We start from the raw sequence: 21,847 nt of genomic DNA, 5'->3' as shown, positions 1-21,847 counted from the left end.
GAGGATGGCACGATGAGAACAACCTCAACAGACTTCTTATGGATATTCATCTCAACGACAGCGATATCTCTCAGATGCCAGAACTGCTAAGGACTTCGTTTCTCGACTGGCTCCCCAAACGCCTAAATATCAATCCGTCACAGCCGCCTGATCGAACAGCCCTTCCCCAGCAGCCCAGTAAACCGGAGACACCACCGACTCAGTTAACTCTCGATTTGGCACTTGCCAGCCAGACTTCAGAGGAGAAAGCGGACAACTCCCATGTCAAGCTGACTCAGCTACTTGACGCGGGTATCACCAAGCGAGGAATGCCTGTGCGAGTCAAACTGAAGCGGGATGTTGCAAAAAAGTTAGGTCGGGACTATATCAATAGCCTGGAAATCTCCATGAAAGGAACCATTGTTTACGACGGACAAGATTTTGATAAACCGAGTCCCTTGGCAACAAAAATAAATCGCGGTTCAGCTAATGGCTGGGAGTACATCGAGGTTAAGAAGAATCACCAGTGGATTTGTTTAAATGAATTGCGCGAAACCTGGAGGAAGACCAATGACTAGAGATAATTTACTGTCCCGAATTTCGATCGATCCAAATATCTGTTTTGGAAAACCCTGCATTCGCGGCCACCGCATTTGGGTTTCCCTAATCCTTGACTACCTAGCTGGAGGCATGACTGTTGAGGAAATCCTAGAAGCATATCCAAGCATAGAAAGAGACGATATATTCGCTTGTATTGCTTACGGTGCCGAAGTAACGCGAGATTATTATACCGACATTCCATTAGGAAAAAAGGAGGAAGCAACTACGTGAAGTTAAAGCTAGATGAAAATGTCGATCTTCGCGTTGTTACCTTTTTACGTTTGGCAGGGCATGACGTAGAAACAGTACCAAACCAAGGTTTGACTTCAGCACCCGATGTGGAACTGATTAATGTTTGTCGTCAAGAGGAAAGATGTTTAGTTACTGCCGATCGCGGTTTTGGCAATCGGATGCGGTTTAATCCATCTGAATATGCGGGGATTGTTGTAATTCGGCTAACATCTCGTGCCAATTTTACAGAGTGGAGAGAAGCAATAGAAACGTTAATCCTCGGATTAGAGCAAGCAGAAGTTTTTGGGAAATTGTGGATTATTCGACAGGGTACGATTCAGGAATATCAACCCACTCAACCAGAGGAAACAGAATCATGAATGTAGATGAACTTTACCAATGGCTGCATTCTTCCGATGATGATGACAGTGAAACGCCTGCAAAATACCAACTTTTGACAGTTCGCTTATTTAAAGAAGCAATTCGAGAAACGGCAGGAAATCAGGGCGATCGCCTTTTAACATCTTTCGCCGAAAATGTCCTACCAAAACTGATTCAGCAGCTAGTTGGAGCCACAGCCAAAGGCGGTCAATTTACAGAAGATATGCGCGCAAAAGGCAACAATGTCGATCGCAGCAAACACGATCAATCCTTTACTTCTCATCTGCTTAACGGCTTATTCCCAACTTACCGAATTATCAAGAAACTCAAAACAGACACACCTGAAACTAATCCTGTTAAACGCAACTGCGGTGAAACAGAAACATCTTTGTTCGTAGCATCGTACATCCTGCACGACTTCGATAAGTTTCCCGATTATTGTAAATGGCTGAAAACTAACGATTTAGAGGGAAAATTTGCCAACCGAGACTGGCGAGACAAACCACCTCATAAAGACGAAGCCCCCAATTTTGGACGCGATTATGTTGCTCTCAAAATTCAACAACTTGGATTAGATAGTTTATTAGGCGAAAATTGGCGATCGCACATCGATGATCTCGTCTGGATGAGCAACAACGCCGGAGTCAAACATGATAGCGATCGCGGTCTGGAAATTCGCGGATTGCAGCCTAAACTCGATGGTAGAATCAGGGGAACTATAGCCAATTTAGTCAGACTCTCAGACTTATTCGCCTCAGTTATCAAACATCCCAGCGATGCCGAAGCTAACGGTTTATCTGAAGTTTTGACTTCCCTCAGCAACGGACAACTTAAATTTAGCTATCACTCCCTCTCAGACAATCGCGGAGTATTGACAAATATCATTAACAATGCTCTAATGGACGCTCATCCCAGCGAGTTTTATACGCCGCTGCTGTATTTGCCAGATGGTGCTGTTTATCTAGCTAAAACCGATGCACCGGCCATCGAAACTGCTGAAATTCCTAACCAAGTTATAGCCAAAATTCGCAACCTGTGTGCCGAGAGATTGAAAGACAAAACAACCGGATTTAGCCGAGATGGAAAAGGCTTTAAGTTTGGTGAATTCTATTGGCTGTTTTTTGATATAATCGAACTCATGGGAGTTAGCATCGACGCAGCTTGCAAACTCATTACCAGCACCAAAGCATCCTCTGCAAAAAAGCGCAGCGACAGCTTGCTAAGTTTCCAAAAAGATGGAGATTTACCCGGTGAATTGAATCTGGAATTTCCCGAAGATTATCGGATTGATAGGCTAGCAGAATTTGGGGATATCCTGTGTCGGGGCATTTGGAATAAATGGCAGGAACGCTTGAGTAATTCTCAGAAAGAATTGCCCAAAGCTAAACGGCAAAGCCCGCCGGAATTAGATTTGACTCAAAAACTTGCGGAACATTTAGGTTTATCCGACCAAATCCCCGCTTTAAAAGCAATTCAATCTCTCAAAAAAACAGGCGGCGTTCCTCTGGATTGGTATTACTTAGCTGCACAATATTTTGAACGAAATAAAGGACGAGATGAAGCTCAACTTCGTGCCGTTTTAACCGATATGGTTGAATGTGCCACCACTCTCATCAAACCCATTGCCGAAAAGTTTGAAATTCCCGACGGCTGGAACGATTTGCGGACTTATGTCAGCCGCATTGTTTCCTTACCGACGGGGGCAGTTGTCCAACCAGAAACCGATCCGTTTTTACTAGAATTGGCGCGGTACAGTGCAGCCAAAATCACAGGGAGAGGACGCGAAAATGTTTGTGCGATGTCGAGTTCGGCTTACACTGTGACGGAACAAATGGAAGCGGCGACTTTATTTACTCCCCAAGTTTACAGCAACCGCCAAATTTTGTTTAACGCGCAAGCTGCCAAGCGTCAGATTTGCTCAATTTGGTCTATCGAAATCATGCTGAGACAAATTTTGATGAATCAAACCAATGCCACAGGAGGAGACTTTGAAGGCCGCAAATACCGCTATCTCTATCTTTACCCCGCTTACTTCTTTACTCCAGAAACAAACAAGTTTCTTCAGAAAGCTTATAGTTGGATTGCTAGGACGAGATTTGATGCTGATATTCGCAAGCACTTAATTACTGACAAACAAATTGCCAATTTTACCCTTGACAAGTATCAACAGGTTGATTCATTATTGATTCAGGAGAATTTGCAAGCAGAAGACGATCGCACTTTCAAGATCAGCTATCCCGACAATCAACCGCTGACCTTTTTCTTCCTAGCATTGCCACCAGGAAAAGATGCCACAGATACGGAATCTTGGGTAATGCCAGCTTGGTTAGCCTTTGCTTTACCGCTAATCCTCGATGTCAAAACAGTGGCATCCGAGTCGCCAGTACCGCCATTCATTAGCGGTGCAGATTTTGAAAAAACCGTTGTGATTGATGGCGAACATCAAGCAATTCGTTCTCTGATTAATCAAGATGAATATCGCTTAGACGGCATTTTGCCTCCGCCATCAAATCCGCCTAAATTTTCACCGCTAAATGCTCTAAGTGCCGCTTACTGCATTCACTTAGAAGTTAACCGCAAAAAAGATGGCAATCCCGACTGGGGGAAATTGTCAGATTTAGCGCGAGATTTAGAAACCAGTCCTCTTTATGTCTTTCACTACCTGACCAAATGGCTGCGGAAACAAGACAAACTTGAGTCCGTACCCATTGCCAAAATCCGGTTGTATCGCGAATTTTATTACTACTTCAATTTCAAAGGAGATGACATGACTAAACTTGCAAAACTGACAGAACTTTACCGCCGTTTTTACCGAGCTAAAGCTAAAGGAAAACCACCAAAATCTAATGCAATTCTCAAGCCAATTGATGAAGGGGCTGATGTTATTTTAAAATTCAACAAAGATTTAGCAGACGATCCTGAATCTCTAACACAGCTTGTGGCAGCAAAAATTGCTAGTTTGATGAAAAAAGTCAATCGAAAAGAAGCAGAGGGAAAACGTACATTTACCTTGGTTGATGGTAAATGGAAACCTGCTTTAAGTGATGAAGAAGAACGGCAAGCAGTCTATGATTTTGCTAAATATTTTGTGGAGGTGATTTTTAATGGGAGTTTTAAGGGCGATCGCGCTCGTTTAGCAGGAACTCAACTCAATTTAATTCGGGATACTTGCGATTACCTTTATCGCTTGGAAGACGACAAAGAACGCAAGGAAAAGAAGCAGGATGAACCTGATGAACTTCCAGAAACAGAAACAGAATTAGCCTAAATTGTCCACATTTTTTCAATTACCTTGTACTGGAGAAACCAAACCATGAAATTCCTGAAAACCCTCGATTCTAAATTTTTCCACGATGAAATTCCCGCAAAACCGATGGGAAAATATGCTCATTTCATCACCATCCGAGTCACTGAATCTTATCCGCTATTTCAGACTGACGGCGAATTGAATAAAGCCAGAGTAACTGCTGGGATTGAAAAGAAAAATAACAACATAATCAGCCGTTTAGCAATGTTTAAGCGGAAACAGTCTACACCAGAACGTTTAACAGGACGCGAGTTGCTGCGAAATTACAAAATTGGCGACTGGGAAAAGTGCGACTACAACGTCGATTTCAGCAAAACTACTCCTGATTGTATTTTGTACGGTTTTGCGATCGGCGATTCGGGTTCTGAGAAATCCAAGGTAGTTGTAGACACTGCTTATTCCATCACTCCCTTCGACGATTCTCACCTCAATTTCACCCTCAATGCACCGTTTGAAAGTGGAACAATGAGCCGTCAGGGGGAAGTTACCAGCCGCATTAACAGTCAAGACCACATTTTGCCTCAAGTCTTTTTTCCCAGCATTGTAACGTTGAAAGACCCCACAGAAACAGGTTTTCTATACGTTTTCAACAACATTCTCCGAACGCGGCACTACGGGGCGCAAACTACCCGCACAGGTCGAGTTCGCAATGAATTAATCGGGGTAATTTTTGCTGATGGCGAGATTGTTAGCAATCTGCGGTGGACGCAAAAAATCTATGACTTGATGAGTGCTGCGGGCAAAATTAATCCCCCAGATCCTCTCAATGAAGATGATGTTTTGACTCATGCGAATCGAGCAATTTCTGAACTAATGGATGGAGAGTGTATCTCACACCGTGATTTTCTCGGTGAATCTTTTAATAGCCTTTTGGCAGAGGTTAAATCGATTTCCAGCGATGAAACTCAATTACAAGCAATGCTGACTCAAGCTAATACCGAATCAACAGCTTATGCTCAGAAACATATCTTAAAAAGTTCTGAAAAAGGCAAGAAAGGTAAAAAAGCAGTTGCACCTACGGAGTAAAAATCGTGGCTTTTATTTACCGCTGTCAAATCGAGTTGCACGATAGCCTTTATTTTGCAACTCGCGAGATAGGGAGACTTTACGAAACTGAGCCGATAATTCACAATTACGCGCTTTGTTACGCCCTCGGTTTGGTGGATAGCGAAATCTATTCCACCACCGTTTCTGAAGAAGATTCCTATCGCTATTTCTGTCCCGAACAAGTTCCTAAATACGAGCCGCATTTAACGGCGCTCAACCAACAGGGGATTTATGTTACTCCGGGGCGACCTATTTCTCACTCCTCTACTCTCAACACTTGGAAATATGCCAACAATAACTATCACGTTGAGATGGAGAAAACTCAGAAAAATATCCCTAGTTTTGGAAGAACAAAAGAAATTGCGCCGGAAAGCAAATTTGAGTTTTTCCTAATCTCAGAGAAGTTTCTGAAACTGGCAAAGTGGATACGGTTGGGAAAGTGGATGAGCAAAGCAGCCGTCGAAATTGTAGAACAGAAGGAAGTGAAGCGATCGCCCTCAGAAACAGACTTCATCTTTCCCTATCTTCTCAACCCTTTAGATGTGATGTTTTCCCATCAAGTGATTAGCTACGATGTGGTTAATATGCCTCCGGTTAGCCTCATCCAAAATGTCAAAATGCTAGGGCGATATTACGAGTTTGACAAACTCAAAATTCCGGCGTGTATGGAATACCGCTTTCGGGCCGATTAATAGGAGGCAGAGCCTCTAGAAATGCGTTCCCAGGTTCTACCTGGGAACGATAAAAATTAAACCAATTTTAAGCATTAACCATTAACCAAATATGCCGCACAGCCTAGTCCTCAACATCCTGCCCCTGGCCCCAATTCCCCCCGGATACCTCACCGGAAGACACCTGCACGCCCTCTTCCTCACCCTCGTGAGCTCCGTTGACAAACAACTCGGCGATCACCTCCACGATGCCGCCGCCCAAAAATCCTTCACTCTCAGCCCTTTGCAAACTAAAAAATGCCCTTTCAAAAAACACCATTTCCTCCAATGGGAACACACAGAACCGATTCCAGAACACACCCTCTGTTGGTGGCGGATTACTCTGCTTGATGACACTTTATTTGGTAAGTTAACTCAGCTTTGGCTGAATCTCAATCCCTCGAAGCCGTGGCATCTCGGACCCGCCGATTTGATGATTACTAAGATTCTCGGAACGCCCCAAGTAGATCAGCCTTGGGCTAATGCTTGCGATTACTCTCAATTGTACGATCGCGCTTCTGAAACTAATCGCTTAATTGCCTTCAGTTTTGCGACTCCTACTACCTTTCGACAGGGCAAATTTGATTCAGTGATTCCTACTAGAGACTGCGTTTTTAATAGTCTCCTCAGTCGCTGGAATAAGTACAGCCCGATCGCACTTCCCGATCTTTCCTTCGATGCACTTTTTTCGACATTTGTCAATATCCGCAGTGAAAAATTGACTAACTATCAAAGCGATTTTGTTGGCATGGTTGGGGAGGTTAGTTATCGGATTTTGGGAGATGTGGAGCCTTTAGTGATTAAGCAAATTAATGCTTTGGCTGATTTTGCTGTTTACTGCGGGGTGGGGAGGAAAACTCCGATGGGGATGGGAATGACTAGGCGAATAGTTGTTAAAAAAGTTCTTGATAACTGAACGTAAAACCCATAGTCCGCCAGGGGTTGAAACCCCTGCCTAATAGCTAAAGTCCTCTGAAGAGGACTGCAAGAATGAATGATTAAATTACTGCTTCAGTCGGTTTCAACCTTTGCGCTTACTGTTACCGATAAGCTCAAAATATCATCAATGATTAAATTACTGCTTCAGTCGGTTTCAACCGACTTTAGCTATGAGACAGGGGTTTCAACCCCTGGCGGAATGGGGCATCACTAATTAATTCCAATTACTAATTTCCTACAAACCATCAAAATTATGAACGATTCTGATTACATTTCGATCGCAACTCTCAACCAGTATTCTTACTGTCCTCACCGCTGCTGGCGAATGTCTTGTGCGGGAGAATTTACCGATAATCAGTATACCATTGAAGGGACGAGTTTGCACGATCGCGTTCACACGATGGGCGAGATTAACCGGGATGAAACTTGGCAGGTGCGGGCGATTTGGCTGAAATCCGAGCGCTACAAACTGATTGGTAAATCGGATTTGATTGAGTCGGCTGAGGGTGAGATTTACCCCGTGGAATACAAGCGGGGACGGAAGGGGGAATGGGATAATGATGAGTTGCAAGTTTGCGCCCAAGCGCTTTGTTTAGAGGAGATGACGGGGAAAACTATTGCGACTGGATATGTGTATTACGCGCAGTCGCATCAGCGGCAATTAGTCGAGATTTCTGAGGGTTTGAGACAGGATGCGATCGCCACCATCACCGCTATCCAATTTTTGCTGCAAACAGGCACAATGCCTAGACCTAATTATACCAAACGCTGTCAAGGTTGCAGCCTTTATCAGCAATGTTTGCCGCAAGCTGCTGATAAAGTCCTGCGCTATCAAGAAGCTAATTAATCCAAACTACAAATTTAGGAGTCAATCATGGGGACACTGTATATCAATCAAGATGATGTGTTTATTGGGAAAACAGATGAACGCCTCAATGTCAAGGCAAAAAATCAAATGTTACAGGATGTGCCTTTGATTCATTTAGATGGAGTGGTGATTTTGGGACGGGCGACTATTTCTCCGGCGGCGATCGCAGAATTGCTACAACGGAAAATTCCTCTGACTTTTATCACCGATACTGGTCACTATTTGGGTAAGCTAGAACCGGAATTAAGTAAAAACATTTTCGTTCGCAATGCTCAGTGGAAAGCGGCGGGGGAAACTCCCCAAGCTATTCATGTTGTCCGGGGTTTTATTCGGGGTAAATTGAAGAATTATCGCACCAGTTTATCTCAAACTCAGCGGGAACATTCCGAACTAAATTTAGCATCGGCAATTATGCAGATTTCCAATGCGATCGCCAAACTTGACAAAACTGACAATATTGACTCTTTGCGCGGGCACGAGGGGGCTGGTAGTGCCGCGTATTTCGGAGTTTTTAACCAATTAATTCGCGCGGAAGGCTTTGTGTTTCAACCGCGACACCGCCCTGCTACCGATCCGGTGAATTCTTTGATGAATTTTGCTTACACGCTGCTGCGTCACGACGTGCAAAGTGCGATTAATATTGTGGGATTTGACCCTTATTTAGGATACCTTCATATGCAGCGCTACGGCCGCGTGGGTTTAGCATTTGATTTGATGGAAGAGTTCCGCCCTTTGGTAGCAGACAGTATCATTTTGAATGCGATTAACCGCCGGATTCTGACGCCGAATGATTTTACTGTGGAACCGCTGAGTAATGTGGTGCGACTGTCGGAAACGGCACGGAAAGAGTTTCTGAAGTTGTATGAAAAGAAAAAGCAGTCTGAGTTTAAGCATCCTGTTTTGAAACGCAAGTGTACCTATCAAGAAGCTTTTGAAATTCAAGGGCGGCTGTTGGCGAAATATTTGATGGGCGAAATTGACAAATATCCACCTTTAGTTTTGTACTAGATATGCACATTCTGATTTCTTACGATATTTCGGAAGACAAGCGCCGGACAAAGATTCACAAAATGCTCAAGTCTTACGGGCAGTGGATGCAGTACAGTGTGTTTGAGTGTGCTGATTTGAGCGAGACTCAGTATGCAAAGTTGCGATCGCGCCTGAACAAAGTCATCAAACCCAACGAAGACAGTATTTTGTTTTTCCCGCTGTGCGCTTGCTGTCAGGGTAAAATCGAACGTATTGGTGGGGTAGTGCCTGCCGATCGCACAATATTTTTTGCTTAGTTTCCGTGAGTCGGTAGGTGTTAAAATAGGGGTATCAAATTTTTCGGCTCAAACTCATGTCCTGCAAGAGTTTGATGCCCCCAGTCTGAAAAAACCATTCACGGAAAGTCTGTAAGCTTTACAGGATAAGCTTTTGGAGGGAGTATGGAAATTTGGGTATTGACAAGCCGCAAGCTGGAATGGTACTTTTGTTTTAGATTCACGGAACTGCACCTTGAAAACCAAATACAGCAAGGCTTCTGGAACGGGCGGCCGAAAACAACCTAAAACCCTATCAGGGATTGAAACTCGCAGTTCCGCACTACCTTTTGCACCTCCTACAGCGCCGAAAACAACCTAAAACCCTATCAGGGATTGAAACCGTACACCACGCTTACCTGATAGCCGTCAATTTGAGCCGAAAACAACCTAAAACCCTATCAGGGATTGAAACAAAGCATATCCCCCGCCTCAAGAATTTCAAGTTATAGGAGAGCCGAAAACAACCTAAAACCCTATCAGGGATTGAAACTGCCGACTCTCAGGACTGGGAAGAATTTTTCACGCCGAAAACAACCTAAAACCCTATCAGGGATTGAAACGCCGAGCAATTAATCATGACTCACCAAGCCAAGCCGAAAACAACCTAAAACCCTATCAGGGATTGAAACTTAGGAGGACGGCTCTAACCCAGATGTCGAACTCTGGCGCCGAAAACAACCTAAAACCCTATCAGGGATTGAAACCCAGCTTCACACCAGCCAAGTACCCGTGCCTCGCACCATTTACGCCGAAAACAACCTAAAACCCTATCAGGGATTGAAACTCGGAGGATAGCAAAGTGAACGCATTTAGATTCAGCGCCGAAAACAACCTAAAACCCTATCAGGGATTGAAACCTTCTCTTTCTCTTCTCTTAAGAAATTGGCCGCAGGCCGAAAACAACCTAAAACCCTATCAGGGATTGAAACAATCTAGACAGCGAACCGTTGTATAAATTGTCGGGCCGAAAACAACCTAAAACCCTATCAGGGATTGAAACCCAGCAGTACAAAGCGACAGCGACAGCGACAGCGAGCCGAAAACAACCTAAAACCCTATCAGGGATTGAAACCCGCCTGGTACGGGAAGGGGCAAAGCTTAGGAATTGTGCGCCGAAAACAACCTAAAACCCTATCAGGGATTGAAACTTAGTCTGGCTGTTTGCGATCGTAGTGTAGTGGAGGGCCGAAAACAACCTAAAACCCTATCAGGGATTGAAACGCGCTTTTGAGAAAGAAAAATACCCCAGCACTCCAAGCCGAAAACAACCTAAAACCCTATCAGGGATTGAAACTGATATATGCCCGATCGATTAAGCAATACAAACTCGTTAGCCGAAAACAACCTAAAACCCTATCAGGGATTGAAACTACTTTCTCCAAAAATCTTACTTGTGCTGCACCAGTATGCCGAAAACAACCTAAAACCCTATCAGGGATTGAAACGTTTGGACAGCACCATTTTGTCTGAGGAAGTATTGCGCCGAAAACAACCTAAAACCCTATCAGGGATTGAAACGCAGGAATTGAACCTGATTTCAGCACAAGAAGTCGTGCCGAAAACAACCTAAAACCCTATCAGGGATTGAAACTTCGTGATACCGTGCTGCACCTATTGCTCCAACCATTGCCGAAAACAACCTAAAACCCTATCAGGGATTGAAACCTCAGTATCAGTCAGAAATTGTGAGGCCTCCTTAGCCGAAAACAACCTAAAACCCTATCAGGGATTGAAACCTGTGCTCGCTTCTGCGGTTGTCGGCTTCCGCTGCCGAAAACAACCTAAAACCCTATCAGGGATTGAAACTCAGAGATAAATTTAACTCCTGCTTCTTCTGATTTAGCCGAAAACAACCTAAAACCCTATCAGGGATTGAAACGCCCAGAATACGGTTACTCGAATTGAAAAGTGGCGCCGAAAACAACCTAAAACCCTATCAGGGATTGAAACTCTAGTTTCTAGTTGGTAGCTGCTGCCCCTGGTTGCCGAAAACAACCTAAAACCCTATCAGGGATTGAAACATCCCTAGTATCGAAACCTTCTTCCCATCCTTCCCACCGCCGAAAACAACCTAAAACCCTATCAGGGATTGAAACTCCTTATCATAGCATAATAACTAGGCAAATTACCTAGGCCGAAAACAACCTAAAACCCTATCAGGGATTGAAACCTGACAGCGGATGGTGTATCGGAAGATTTGCCAGGCCGAAAACAACCTAAAACCCTATCAGGGATTGAAACTGACCAATCCCGTCACATGGTGCAAGTTTGCGCTAGCCGAAAACAACCTAAAACCCTATCAGGGATTGAAACTCTAAGAACTCTCCATACTGGCAGCGCTTCTTAAATTGCCGAAAACAACCTAAAACCCTATCAGGGATTGAAACCCAGAATGCTGAATGTCGCCCAGAATGCAGTTACGCCGAAAACAACCTAAAACCCTATCAGGGATTGAAACCCACGGGATGATACTAATCGCAGCGCGCTCATTAGCAGCCGAAAACAACCTAAAACCCTATCAGGGATTGAAACAGATTTAGGACTGCCAGGACGAAAACCAATTTTTAGCCGAAAACAACCTAAAACCCTATCAGGGATTGAAACGTTAGCGGCGTGCTATGGGTTGACGACAGCAATGAAGCGCCGAAAACAACCTAAAACCCTATCAGGGATTGAAACTGCACTTCTGACGGCGGCTGCTTGGGCTGTATCACGCCGAAAACAACCTAAAACCCTATCAGGGATTGAAACTTGCCAGCCCTTGTAAGGCTCCCGCTGGCACTGAGCCGAAAACAACCTAAAACCCTATCAGGGATTGAAACACTCACGTAGCGCCAATAAGTGTTATTATTTTCTCCGCCGAAAACAACCTAAAACCCTATCAGGGATTGAAACTTACCTAGAACACTTAATCGCTTAGTTTTTTCTTCCGCCGAAAACAACCTAAAACCCTATCAGGGATTGAAACGAGTCGCGCCCTTCTTTCCGATAATTACCCCTCGCGCCGAAAACAACCTAAAACCCTATCAGGGATTGAAACACCCCTTGACAGGTGACGCACCACTAGCTATAGTAGGCCGAAAACAACCTAAAACCCTATCAGGGATTGAAACACAACCACCCGGTAGACGCCTCGGAAGGCGTTTCGGCGCCGAAAACAACCTAAAACCCTATCAGGGATTGAAACCTTGGAAGCTGCACCGCTGCCAGAGCCGCAAACTTTGAGCCGAAAACAACCTAAAACCCTATCAGGGATTGAAACGACAATTCTCTAATTATTTAACTAAAGTCAGATTGCCGAAAACAACCTAAAACCCTATCAGGGATTGAAACAAGAAACTTTCGACTTAGTTATAGCATTTATAGCGCCGAAAACAACCTAAAACCCTATCAGGGATTGAAACCAAACTGACCAACCCAAGCTGCTTCACCATTTCTGCCGAAAACAACCTAAAACCCTATCAGGGATTGAAACCTGTCAATAACTTTGACTCAACTTGCCCTTCTTTAGGCCGAAAACAACCTAAAACCCTATCAGGGATTGAAACTAGATTGCACCTTTCATAATGCTAGACAACCATGAGCCGAAAACAACCTAAAACCCTATCAGGGATTGAAACAGGCGGTGCAGGATACGTGATAGTGGCGACGATTGCGCCGAAAACAACCTAAAACCCTATCAGGGATTGAAACAAGAAAGAATAAGATTCAGAATCTAGCTCATGAGCCGAAAACAACCTAAAACCCTATCAGGGATTGAAACACTATGCTTTATTTTTCACTGCTTATGATTCTTTTATTGAGCCGAAAACAACCTAAAACCCTATCAGGGATTGAAACAGTCACAAATGAACCGATCGCGATACTTCCGCCGTTAGCCGAAAACAACCTAAAACCCTATCAGGGATTGAAACTAATCCCTGCTAGCGCCCGCCCTGCTCGGCGGGTGCCGAAAACAACCTAAAACCCTATCAGGGATTGAAACAAAATCCAAAAACTCAGCCAAGAAGATCCGACAGGCCGAAAACAACCTAAAACCCTATCAGGGATTGAAACTTTTATTTGTTTCCGGTGAATATCGCCAGACTCGCGCCGAAAACAACCTAAAACCCTATCAGGGATTGAAACCCGGCCCGATTGTGCGGGCGATCGAGCTGAATTGCCAAGCCGAAAACAACCTAAAACCCTATCAGGGATTGAAACTGGGGTGTTTGCTGCTGTACGCCAAAAGCGTCTCGCCGAAAACAACCTAAAACCCTATCAGGGATTGAAACTTGTCTGATAGTGCGCGCAAATAACCCATAACCGCCTCATGCCGAAAACAACCTAAAACCCTATCAGGGATTGAAACTGTTTGCCGCCAAACTTGAGGTATTCGTAAATCGCCGAAAACAACCTAAAACCCTATCAGGGATTGAAACCATAGTTTTAGCTAATTTGCTGGCGTATTTCCCGCCGAAAACAACCTAAAACCCTATCAGGGATTGAAACAGCGAAAAGTTTGAAGAAAATAAAATCAGCATTTATCGCCGAAAACAACCTAAAACCCTATCAGGGATTGAAACGCGAAATGCAACACCCTCTACTGCAAAGGAACAATCAGCCGAAAACAACCTAAAACCCTATCAGGGATTGAAACCTAATCTCTCTCCAATTAGTGAGACTAGGATCGCAGGCCGAAAACAACCTAAAACCCTATCAGGGATTGAAACTTGCCTCCTGAAATCCCTCAAATGCTTAGCAATAGGGCTATCTCGCCGAAAACAACCTAAAACCCTATCAGGGATTGAAACAAGATCCTTCCGGTATTCGATCAATATAGCTTCGCCGAAAACAACCTAAAACCCTATCAGGGATTGAAACTATAACTGCAACTGATATTCGTTTGGTTGGCTCTGAGCCGAAAACAACCTAAAACCCTATCAGGGATTGAAACGCGGCTGCTGGTGCTGGCTCGGCTGGCTCCTTTCGCCGAAAACAACCTAAAACCCTATCAGGGATTGAAACAGCAGTGCTCGCAGATTCACCGAATTCGCTCTGGCAGTAACTTGCAAGCCGAAAACAACCTAAAACCCTATCAGGGATTGAAACAAGTTGCTTGGGACACATTTCAAGCGGAGCTAATTAAGCCGAAAACAACCTAAAACCCTATCAGGGATTGAAACGCTAGCTTCTTGCTCTTTGCTGGCAACTCTACCCAGCCGAAAACAACCTAAAACCCTATCAGGGATTGAAACTTTCCTCTGGTAGCAGTAATGATTTATATGGGTAATGCCGAAAACAACCTAAAACCCTATCAGGGATTGAAACTCAGCTCTAAAGTTTTGTGGAGAACCCTAGGGTTCGGCAAAAGCCGAAAACAACCTAAAACCCTATCAGGGATTGAAACCGTGCATTGTTTTGCGGTTGCAGCGGGGGCAGAAGTGCCGAAAACAACCTAAAACCCTACCAGGGATTGAAACAGAAACAACGGAAACGATCGACGATTCCGGTGGAGCCGAAAACAACCTAAAACCCTACCAGGGATTGAAACTTTCGGAAGTATTCAGCAGTATTCAGCAGAGGAGGAGACAGGAGGAAAGAGGGTATTCTTCTCCTGACTCCTGACTCCTGACTCCTGACTCCTTCTTCGCCGGAAACAAATTTACTTCCAACACTTGCCACAGCACAGGTGGTGCTCATGGATAATCTCACATTTGATAAAAGTAGTCGGATTCAGGAATTGATTCAAACAGCACGGTGTAGACTATTATATTTACCGCCATACTCTCCAGAGTTTAACAAAATTGAACAAAAAAGAGTCTTGGCTAAAAAATCAAATTCGTAAACAGCTTGATGAGTTTGATTGCTTACATTTTCGCGACCCTTGGATGTCTTGCGCCTGGGAGCATAACACCAGCGGTTGCTAAATATGATTTCCCAGATTCTTCAGTTGACAAAACCTCAAAATTATGACCAATCAAACAACTTCTCCACTCCTACTCAGTCCCTTCAAAATCGGAGATTTACCCTTAAAAAACCGAGTAGTCATGGCACCCCTGACGAGAGCCAGAGCCGGTGAAGCGCGGATGCCCAACGCCTTGATGGCCAAGTATTACACTCAGCGAGCCTCCGCTGGTTTAATCATTACAGAAGCCACAGTGGTTTCTACTCAAGCTAATGGTTGGCTCAATACCCCCGGTATTTATTCAGACGAGCAAGGCGAGGCTTGGAAACAAATTGTGACTGCGGTTCATGCCCACCAAACGCCGATTTTCATGCAGCTTTGGCACACTGGGCGGGCTTCCCACAGCAGTTTTCATCAAAACAATCAATTGCCAGTTGCAGCGTCTGCCATCAAAATAAACGGAGAGGGCATTCATACACCTCTAGGCAAACAACCCTACGAAACTCCCCGTGCTCTAGAAACCGATGAAATATCCCTGGTTGTAGAAGATTATCGCAAGGCGGCGGAACGAGCTAAGATGGCAGGTTTTGACGGTGTAGAAATTCACGCGGCAAACGGCTATCTCATTGACACATTCCTGCAAACCAAAACCAATCACCGCACAGATTCCTATGGCGGCACAGTTGAAAACCGCTACCGTTTTCTTAAGGAAATTGTAGAGGCGATTATCACAGTATTTCCGGCAAACCGAGTGGGAGTTAGACTGTCTCCCAACGGTAATTTCAATGATATGGGTTCTCCCACTTATCGAGAAGATTTTCTGTATTTCGCGGAGCAGTTAAATGCCTATGATTTAGCTTACCTTCACTTGGTAGATGGTCTGGCTTTTGGCTTTCATGAATTGGGAACGCCGATGATGATAGGAGAGTTTCGCGATGTGTTTACAGGGCCGCTCATTGGCAACTGCGGATATACTCAAGAACAGGCTGAAACTGCCCTGAGCAGCAAACTTGCGGATTTAATTGCTTTTGGTCGGAATTTTATCAGCAATCCTGACTTGGTAGAGCGTTTTACTAATGGTTGGCCGCTCAATCCGCCTGCTGAAATGGGCGTCTGGTATTCTTTTGGGCCTGAAGGTTATATCGATTTCCCTACCTATCAGGAATCTCAAGCTATTTCTTAGTTGAGTTTTTAGGGGCGGGTTTATCAATAAATACCGAGTATGTGCATCATAGATACAGCATATTCCATGTATATGCGGTACACACAACCTTGTCGTAAGTAAGGTGCGGATCCACCAGTCAATCTGCAAGTTTCATTAAACATGAGCAGATCCGCACCCTACATAACAATGTACCAACAATAGAGCTTTATAGTGTACTTCACGAACCACCGAATATGCTGTAATTGTCAACCCGCCCCTAATATCATGTCCGGTCAATTAACCATGATTCCTGTAGGGGGCCGTGAGCCAAGATATTGAATAGAAACGGGAAAATCTGTAAACCCGCCCCGGTCTTTAATCGCGATCAATCGATTGGACATGATATAAAAGATGTATGGTTGATTTATCCAAATAAGAGGCGGAGTTGGACTCATATTTAATTTTCATCCCCCGTTGAAAACGAGTATTTATTATTTGTAAAAACACTTCTTATGGCTCCTGCCTCCCGTCTCCTGCCTCCTGCCCCCTGCCTCGCAGTCTCGGGCCTCCAATTTCTAGCTTGGCTGCAAAAGTTAGAGGTTCCCAGTTGAGATCGAGAACGTTTCCCCATATCCTAATAACCATAGGGTACTTCAAAACATCCAAGCTGCTAGCTCAGGGTTTGAGTGCCTGAAAAAAATCCATAGCGGAAGCGCTTTTAACAAGATGGCACAAAATCACAAATCAACGGTTATCATTACCGGCGCTTCCTCCGGCGTCGGTTTGTACGGCGCGAAAGCTCTCGCAGACAAGGGATGGCACGTAGTCATGGCCTGTCGGGACGTGCGGAAAGCCGGAGATGCCGCGCGAGAGTTGGGCATACCTGAAGGCAGTTTCTCCATCATGGAGATTGACTTGGGCGATTTGGAGAGCGTGCGTAGGTTTGCTCGCGCATTTAAGGCCAGCGGCAGGTCTCTGGACGCTTTGGTGTGCAACGCGGCCATTTATATGCCTTTGATTAAGGAACCGCTGCGGAGCCCGGAGGGTTATGAGTTGACGATGACTACCAATCACTTGGGTCATTTCCTGCTGTGCAACCTGATGATGGAAAATATGAAGCCTTCCTATTATTCCGATGCGAGAATCGTGATTTTGGGAACCGTGACTCACAATCCAGACGAGTTGGGCGGGAAGATTCCGCCGCGCCCGGATTTAGGCAAGTTTGAGGGTTTTGAAGCGGGTTTCAAAGATCCGATTTCGATGGTTGACGGCAAGAAGTTTGAACCCGTCAAGGCTTACAAAGATAGCAAAGTTTGCAACGTGCTGACGATGCGGGAATTGCACCGCCGCTTTCACGAATCCACGGGGATTACTTTCACTTCGCTGTATCCGGGATGCGTTGCGGATACGCCGCTTTTCCGCAACCACTATCCTTTGTTTCAGAAGCTGTTCCCGCTGTTTCAGAAGAATATCACCGGGGGTTACGTGTCGCAGGAGTTGGCGGGGGAAAGGCTGGCGATGGTGGTTGCCGATCCAGAATACAAGCAATCTGGGGCTTATTGGAGTTGGGGGAACCGCCAGAAAAAAGATGGTAAGTCTTTTGTACAGAAGGTTTCTCCCCAGGCCCGCGATGATGAAAAAGGCGAGCGGATGTGGGAGTTGAGCGCTAAGTTGGTGGGATTGACTGACGGGGCTCAAATGGGTGCTGCGGCTGGTGCGGGCCGGTCTGCATAATTCAAAGTTACAAACCCCCTTTATCGGGCTTGGCGGTTGAAACGGCGTCTACGCACAGGATGTGGGTAGACGCTGACTCAATAATAAAGGGGGTATTAAAGTCGGATTTGGTATGATGCACCAAAATCAAAGAAAGCGGGTTTTTTAGTGGCTCTGCGGGTTGTAACTCACATCTTGCACTATTCTTAAGAACAGGCAAGATGCCTGTTCCACAAAAGATGAATTTTATTGTGGAACAGGCATCTTGCCTGTTCATAAAAAGATTATTGAGAAGGGTGCCATATCTCAGTTGTAGCGCGTTTCTGGTTTACCCTGGCGTCCAGGACTATTCTGCTCTCTGCGTTAGCATGAAAGTGTAGGTTTTGCAACCAAAAAATTTGGTTTTTTTTACTGTTTACGATCGACTTACAGGATATTTTTTCGGATAATCACCCGATTGAAGCGTAAGTCTTGGGAAATGAACAGCCGTCGATCGACCTTTTGGTTTGTAGCAGTTGCGAAACTGTGGTCTGGGACGGCTGTTTCCTTTTTTGCTGTTAAGATTGATTTTTACTTGAGGGTGCTGACTTCCTGAAAATATTTTCCCCCACTTAAGCGAGATAATAATTATATCCTATGGCTGGTCCCTCACAAAAACTATTTTTACTCGCTGGAATTTTTGGGTTAGTTTTGTTGGCAAAACCAGCAAAAACCTCCGCTAGCACAGTTGAAATTTTGACCTCAAATGTTGAGGATTTGGCAGCAGTTAGCAGCGCAGGCGACACTAATCTTGACAGTCGCGAAGACTTAGCCACCGCTGACGACAAGACGCATTTACCCGCTGAATCAGAACACTCGGTGGCTGCGGAAACTCCCGACTTACCGCCGTCTGCGGCAAATTCAGTCGATGTGACATCTTACACCATTCTCAAGAACAGGCAAGATGCCTGTTCCACAACGAGTGAGTTTGATTGTGGGGTGGGCATCGTGCCCGCCGGTACAAGGCTGATTGACAAGGGTGCAACATCTCAGCCCGTTAGCGAAGCCCTCGGAGAGGATCGCACTTTCAGCACAAAAACTCAAGAAACCGAGCTTTTTAATTCAGATCAAAAGCTAGAAGAAAAGATTGACCGAAAAAAAACCGATTTGGGTATCGATCGACCTTTGCAACTCAGTCAACTGCCCAACCCAATTCAGCCCAGAGAGCCGGAATTACCTGCACCAACAGCACCGGAACCTCCCCCGCCATCTCCCCTCCAACCAACCCCGCTAACACCTGTTCCCGGCGATGATAGACCGGGGATTATGGGTACAATTAGGGTCGATCGCTTTGAATTTGAGGGCAACACAGCTTTTAGCGATCGCGAACTCGCAGAAGTTACGCAACAGTTTGCCGGCCGCGAAATCACCTTTGCCGAACTGATCGCAGCCGAAGCAGCCGTTACTCAAAAATATGTAGCCGCCGGATACATCAATTCCGGCGCTGTAATTCCCGCCAACCAAACCTTTCCGAGAGAAGGAGGTGTGGTGAAAATGCGGATTGTCGAAGGCGGATTAGATGAAATTGAGATTACTGGAAACAGGCGCTTAAATTCAAATTACGTGCGATCGCGCCTTGAACGCGCCACCAGACGGCCCCTCAACCGATCTCGCTTGCTGGAAGCCTTGCAAATGCTGCAACTCGACCCCTTAATTGGCAATATTTCCGCCGAATTGCAAGCCGGAAGCCGCCCGGAAAACAGCCGCTTAGAAGTGCGCGTCAAAGAAGCAGACAGCTTTAGCGCTGAAGTGTTCGCAGACAACAATCGATCGCCCAGCGTCGGCAGTTTTCGGCGCGGTGTTCGCATCAATCAAGCAAATTTGCTCGGTTTGGGCGACGGATTAGAGGTATCTTATGCTAACACCGACGGCAGCAATGAATTCAACGGCAGCTACACAGTCCCCGTCAACGCGCGCAACGGCACGATTGGGTTCGCGGCGAGTGCTGCTAGCACTAATATCATCGAGGAACCGTTCGATCGCGCCCAAATCGAGGGGAAATCGCGGACTTACGAGTTAACTTACCGCCAGCCGATTGTCGAAAAGCCCGATCGCACTTTGGCTTTGGGACTGAGTTTTTCGCGGCAAGAAAGCGATACATTCCTGTCGGGGGAACGATTTGCGCTTTCGGCGGGAGCAAACGATCGCGGTGAAACGCGGGTTTCGGCTGTGCGGTTTTTTCAAGAATACGTGCAGCGCAGTTCCAACCAAGTGTTCGCGGCGCGATCGCAATTCTCCCTCGGCACTAATCTGTTCGGCGCTACTGCGAACGATAGCGGCCCTGACAGCAGTTTTCTGGCGTGGCGCGGACAAGCCCAGTACGTGCGGCTGTTAGCGCCAGAAACCTTGCTGATTGTGCGTTCCGACATTCAATTAGCCGATCGCCCCCTGCTTTCCCTGGAACAAATTGGGATCGGTGGCGTTCAAAGCGTGCGCGGATACCGCCAAGATTTGCTGTTAACTGATAGCGGTGCGATCGCGTCTGCTGAAGTGCGAATTCCGGTTTGGCGTGTCCCGGAAGTCGAAGGATTGTTGCAAGTGGCTCCGTTTATCGATTTTGGGCTAGGGTGGAACCAGTCGGAGGAAAAGCCGAATCCTGAGTCGGATAAACTTCTGGGTGCGGGTTTGGGCTTAGTTTGGCAGATGGGCGATCGGTTGAATGTGCGTCTAGACTATGGTATTCCTTTGATTAATGCTCGATCGGGCGATCGAACTTTGCAGGAAAAAGGCTTATACTTTCGGATTAATTACTTTGCTTTCTAGCTAATTCTGTCGGCGATTAAAGTCGTCTAATCGCGACAGTCCTTAACCGAGGACTAAATATAGGTTAGCTAATATCAATTCCGGTTTCATTGGAATGATTAAACCGCAGAGGACACAGAGAACACAGAGTCCGAGAACAGAGAGATAAATAATTGCGATGCTACCGGATTTGATATAATTCCCTGCTCTCCTTCAATCTAAAATCTAAAATCTAGTTAACCAAAGAGGGCTTGTCTTATGGTTCAGACAAAAACTAAACTAACATTTGCAGATTTTCTCGAAAAGTACCCAGACGGATCGGGCATCTACGAACTTGTAAATGGAGAGATTGTCAAAGTGGAAGCAACCAGAGCTCATAAAAATGTGGCACGATTTCTTGTTAAGTCTTTCGACAGAGAAAGCGATCGCTTGGGGCTTGACTATATCGTTGACAAAGATATAGTGTTGAGAACTGTCACAGCTTCAGGACAAGAACAAGGCAGAAATCCTGATGTTGGCGTGGTTAAGGCATCAGTATGGAACAGTAATGTACGTGGCTACGGAGCTCTTACCGAACCTATCCAATTAGCAGTAGAAGTTACCTCAACTAACTGGGAAGACGACTATGTGGATAAGCTAGATGAGTATCAAAGGCTCGGCATTTATGAGTATTGGATTGTGGATTATTTAGCGATCGCTTCTAGGGCTTATCTAGGAAATCCCAAAATTCCCACAGTTTTCGTTTACTCGTTGGAAAATGGCAGTTATTTAGTTCAAAGTTTTACAGGTAATGAGCGCATTATGTCTAAAACTTTTCCCGAACTAGAAATCACAGTCGAGCAACTTGTACTCAGCAGCCAAATTCAAAACATTTAGAGAAACGAGATGAGATTACATTGATAAAATTTATCCTGGAAAGAGTGTTTTTATGCCTCCATTCCATTACTGTTTAC

General features: G+C 45.3%; 15 protein-coding genes and 1 CRISPR repeat array. All 15 genes read left to right on the top strand.

Translation table 11 applies throughout. From position 1 onward, the window contains the following. Nucleotides 1-38: 38 nt before the first annotated feature. The gene (locus QT984_RS02075; RefSeq protein WP_333104000.1) at nucleotides 39-557 is read left to right on the top strand and encodes a hypothetical protein; all 519 of its coding nucleotides are present in this window, start codon (nucleotides 39-41) and stop codon (nucleotides 555-557) included. Next, nucleotides 550-810, top strand: a complete 261-nt coding sequence (locus QT984_RS02070) for a DUF433 domain-containing protein (protein ID WP_333313012.1) — start codon at nucleotides 550-552, stop codon at nucleotides 808-810. The genes QT984_RS02075 and QT984_RS02070 overlap by 8 nt, the downstream gene beginning before the upstream one ends. Continuing rightward, nucleotides 807-1,190, top strand: coding sequence for a DUF5615 family PIN-like protein (locus tag QT984_RS02065; RefSeq protein WP_333223135.1), 384 nt, complete (start codon nucleotides 807-809; stop codon nucleotides 1,188-1,190). Before QT984_RS02070 ends, QT984_RS02065 begins: the two co-directional genes overlap by 4 nt. Next, a complete protein-coding gene (gene cas10d, locus QT984_RS02060; protein WP_333373002.1) occupies nucleotides 1,187-4,459 on the top strand; it encodes a type I-D CRISPR-associated protein Cas10d/Csc3 in 3,273 nt (1,090 codons plus the stop codon). Before QT984_RS02065 ends, cas10d begins: the two co-directional genes overlap by 4 nt. 45 nt (nucleotides 4,460-4,504) lie before the next feature. Continuing rightward, a complete protein-coding gene (gene cas7d, locus QT984_RS02055; RefSeq protein ID WP_333313010.1) occupies nucleotides 4,505-5,524 on the top strand; it encodes a type I-D CRISPR-associated protein Cas7/Csc2 in 1,020 nt (339 codons plus the stop codon). 5 nt (nucleotides 5,525-5,529) lie between these two features. Beyond that, on the top strand, nucleotides 5,530-6,237 hold the full coding sequence (gene cas5d / locus QT984_RS02050) for a type I-D CRISPR-associated protein Cas5/Csc1 (RefSeq protein WP_333313009.1): 708 nt from the start codon (nucleotides 5,530-5,532) through the stop codon (nucleotides 6,235-6,237). A gap of 91 nt (nucleotides 6,238-6,328) precedes the next feature. Next, nucleotides 6,329-7,171 (top strand): CRISPR-associated endoribonuclease Cas6, encoded by an 843-nt coding sequence (gene cas6 / locus QT984_RS02045; protein WP_333372999.1) that lies wholly within the window; start codon nucleotides 6,329-6,331, stop codon nucleotides 7,169-7,171. 276 nt (nucleotides 7,172-7,447) lie between these two features. After that, nucleotides 7,448-8,041 (top strand): CRISPR-associated protein Cas4, encoded by a 594-nt coding sequence (gene cas4, locus QT984_RS02040; protein WP_333372995.1) that lies wholly within the window; start codon nucleotides 7,448-7,450, stop codon nucleotides 8,039-8,041. Nucleotides 8,042-8,068: 27 nt separating this feature from the next. Continuing rightward, nucleotides 8,069-9,070 carry a type I-D CRISPR-associated endonuclease Cas1d gene (gene cas1d, locus QT984_RS02035; protein WP_333372992.1) on the top strand — a complete coding sequence of 334 codons (1,002 nt, stop codon included), beginning with the start codon at nucleotides 8,069-8,071 and terminating at the stop codon, nucleotides 9,068-9,070. 2 nt (nucleotides 9,071-9,072) lie between these two features. Next, nucleotides 9,073-9,348: a CRISPR-associated endonuclease Cas2 gene (gene cas2, locus QT984_RS02030; protein WP_172188456.1), complete on the top strand. Its 276-nt coding sequence runs from the start codon at nucleotides 9,073-9,075 to the stop codon at nucleotides 9,346-9,348. Between the two features lie 251 nt (nucleotides 9,349-9,599). Beyond that, nucleotides 9,600-14,902: a CRISPR direct-repeat array (repeat unit 37 nt; unit sequence GCCGAAAACAACCTAAAACCCTATCAGGGATTGAAAC). A 138-nt stretch (nucleotides 14,903-15,040) separates the two neighbouring features. Then, entirely contained in the window at nucleotides 15,041-15,196 is a 156-nt protein-coding gene (locus tag QT984_RS02025) for a transposase (protein ID WP_445243092.1), read from the top strand. Nucleotides 15,197-15,320: 124 nt separating this feature from the next. Beyond that, nucleotides 15,321-16,439 carry an alkene reductase gene (locus QT984_RS02020; RefSeq protein WP_333337758.1) on the top strand — a complete coding sequence of 373 codons (1,119 nt, stop codon included), beginning with the start codon at nucleotides 15,321-15,323 and terminating at the stop codon, nucleotides 16,437-16,439. Between the two features lie 687 nt (nucleotides 16,440-17,126). Beyond that, nucleotides 17,127-18,134 (top strand): protochlorophyllide reductase, encoded by a 1,008-nt coding sequence (locus tag QT984_RS02015; RefSeq protein WP_333052668.1) that lies wholly within the window; start codon nucleotides 17,127-17,129, stop codon nucleotides 18,132-18,134. A 615-nt stretch (nucleotides 18,135-18,749) separates the two neighbouring features. Continuing rightward, nucleotides 18,750-20,915, top strand: a complete 2,166-nt coding sequence (locus QT984_RS02010; protein WP_333372988.1) for a ShlB/FhaC/HecB family hemolysin secretion/activation protein — start codon at nucleotides 18,750-18,752, stop codon at nucleotides 20,913-20,915. A gap of 237 nt (nucleotides 20,916-21,152) precedes the next feature. Continuing rightward, nucleotides 21,153-21,770: a Uma2 family endonuclease gene (locus tag QT984_RS02005; protein ID WP_333052670.1), complete on the top strand. Its 618-nt coding sequence runs from the start codon at nucleotides 21,153-21,155 to the stop codon at nucleotides 21,768-21,770. Nucleotides 21,771-21,847 lie beyond the last annotated feature (77 nt).

The sequence above is a fragment of the Microcoleus sp. Z1_B2 genome, assembly GCF_036700325.1.
Lineage (GTDB): Bacteria > Cyanobacteriota > Cyanobacteriia > Cyanobacteriales > Microcoleaceae > Microcoleus.
Note: the sequence above shows the minus strand (reverse complement) of the source record. Positions and strands in the feature narration are given on the sequence as shown.

Excerpts from the sequence above, each read along its gene's own strand:
- QT984_RS02005 (WP_333052670.1), top strand. The coding sequence starts at position 21,153 with ATGGTTCAGACAAAAACTAAACTAACATTTGCAGATTTTCTCGAAAAG.
- cas2 (WP_172188456.1), top strand. The coding sequence starts at position 9,073 with ATGCACATTCTGATTTCTTACGATATTTCGGAAGACAAGCGCCGGACA.
- QT984_RS02020 (WP_333337758.1), top strand. The coding sequence starts at position 15,321 with ATGACCAATCAAACAACTTCTCCACTCCTACTCAGTCCCTTCAAAATC.
- QT984_RS02015 (WP_333052668.1), top strand. The coding sequence starts at position 17,127 with ATGGCACAAAATCACAAATCAACGGTTATCATTACCGGCGCTTCCTCC.
- cas10d (WP_333373002.1), top strand. The coding sequence starts at position 1,187 with ATGAATGTAGATGAACTTTACCAATGGCTGCATTCTTCCGATGATGAT.
- cas6 (WP_333372999.1), top strand. The coding sequence starts at position 6,329 with ATGCCGCACAGCCTAGTCCTCAACATCCTGCCCCTGGCCCCAATTCCC.
- QT984_RS02010 (WP_333372988.1), top strand. The coding sequence starts at position 18,750 with ATGGCTGGTCCCTCACAAAAACTATTTTTACTCGCTGGAATTTTTGGG.
- cas7d (WP_333313010.1), top strand. The coding sequence starts at position 4,505 with ATGAAATTCCTGAAAACCCTCGATTCTAAATTTTTCCACGATGAAATT.
- QT984_RS02070 (WP_333313012.1), top strand. The coding sequence starts at position 550 with ATGACTAGAGATAATTTACTGTCCCGAATTTCGATCGATCCAAATATC.
- QT984_RS02075 (WP_333104000.1), top strand. The coding sequence starts at position 39 with ATGGATATTCATCTCAACGACAGCGATATCTCTCAGATGCCAGAACTG.
- cas1d (WP_333372992.1), top strand. The coding sequence starts at position 8,069 with ATGGGGACACTGTATATCAATCAAGATGATGTGTTTATTGGGAAAACA.
- cas4 (WP_333372995.1), top strand. The coding sequence starts at position 7,448 with ATGAACGATTCTGATTACATTTCGATCGCAACTCTCAACCAGTATTCT.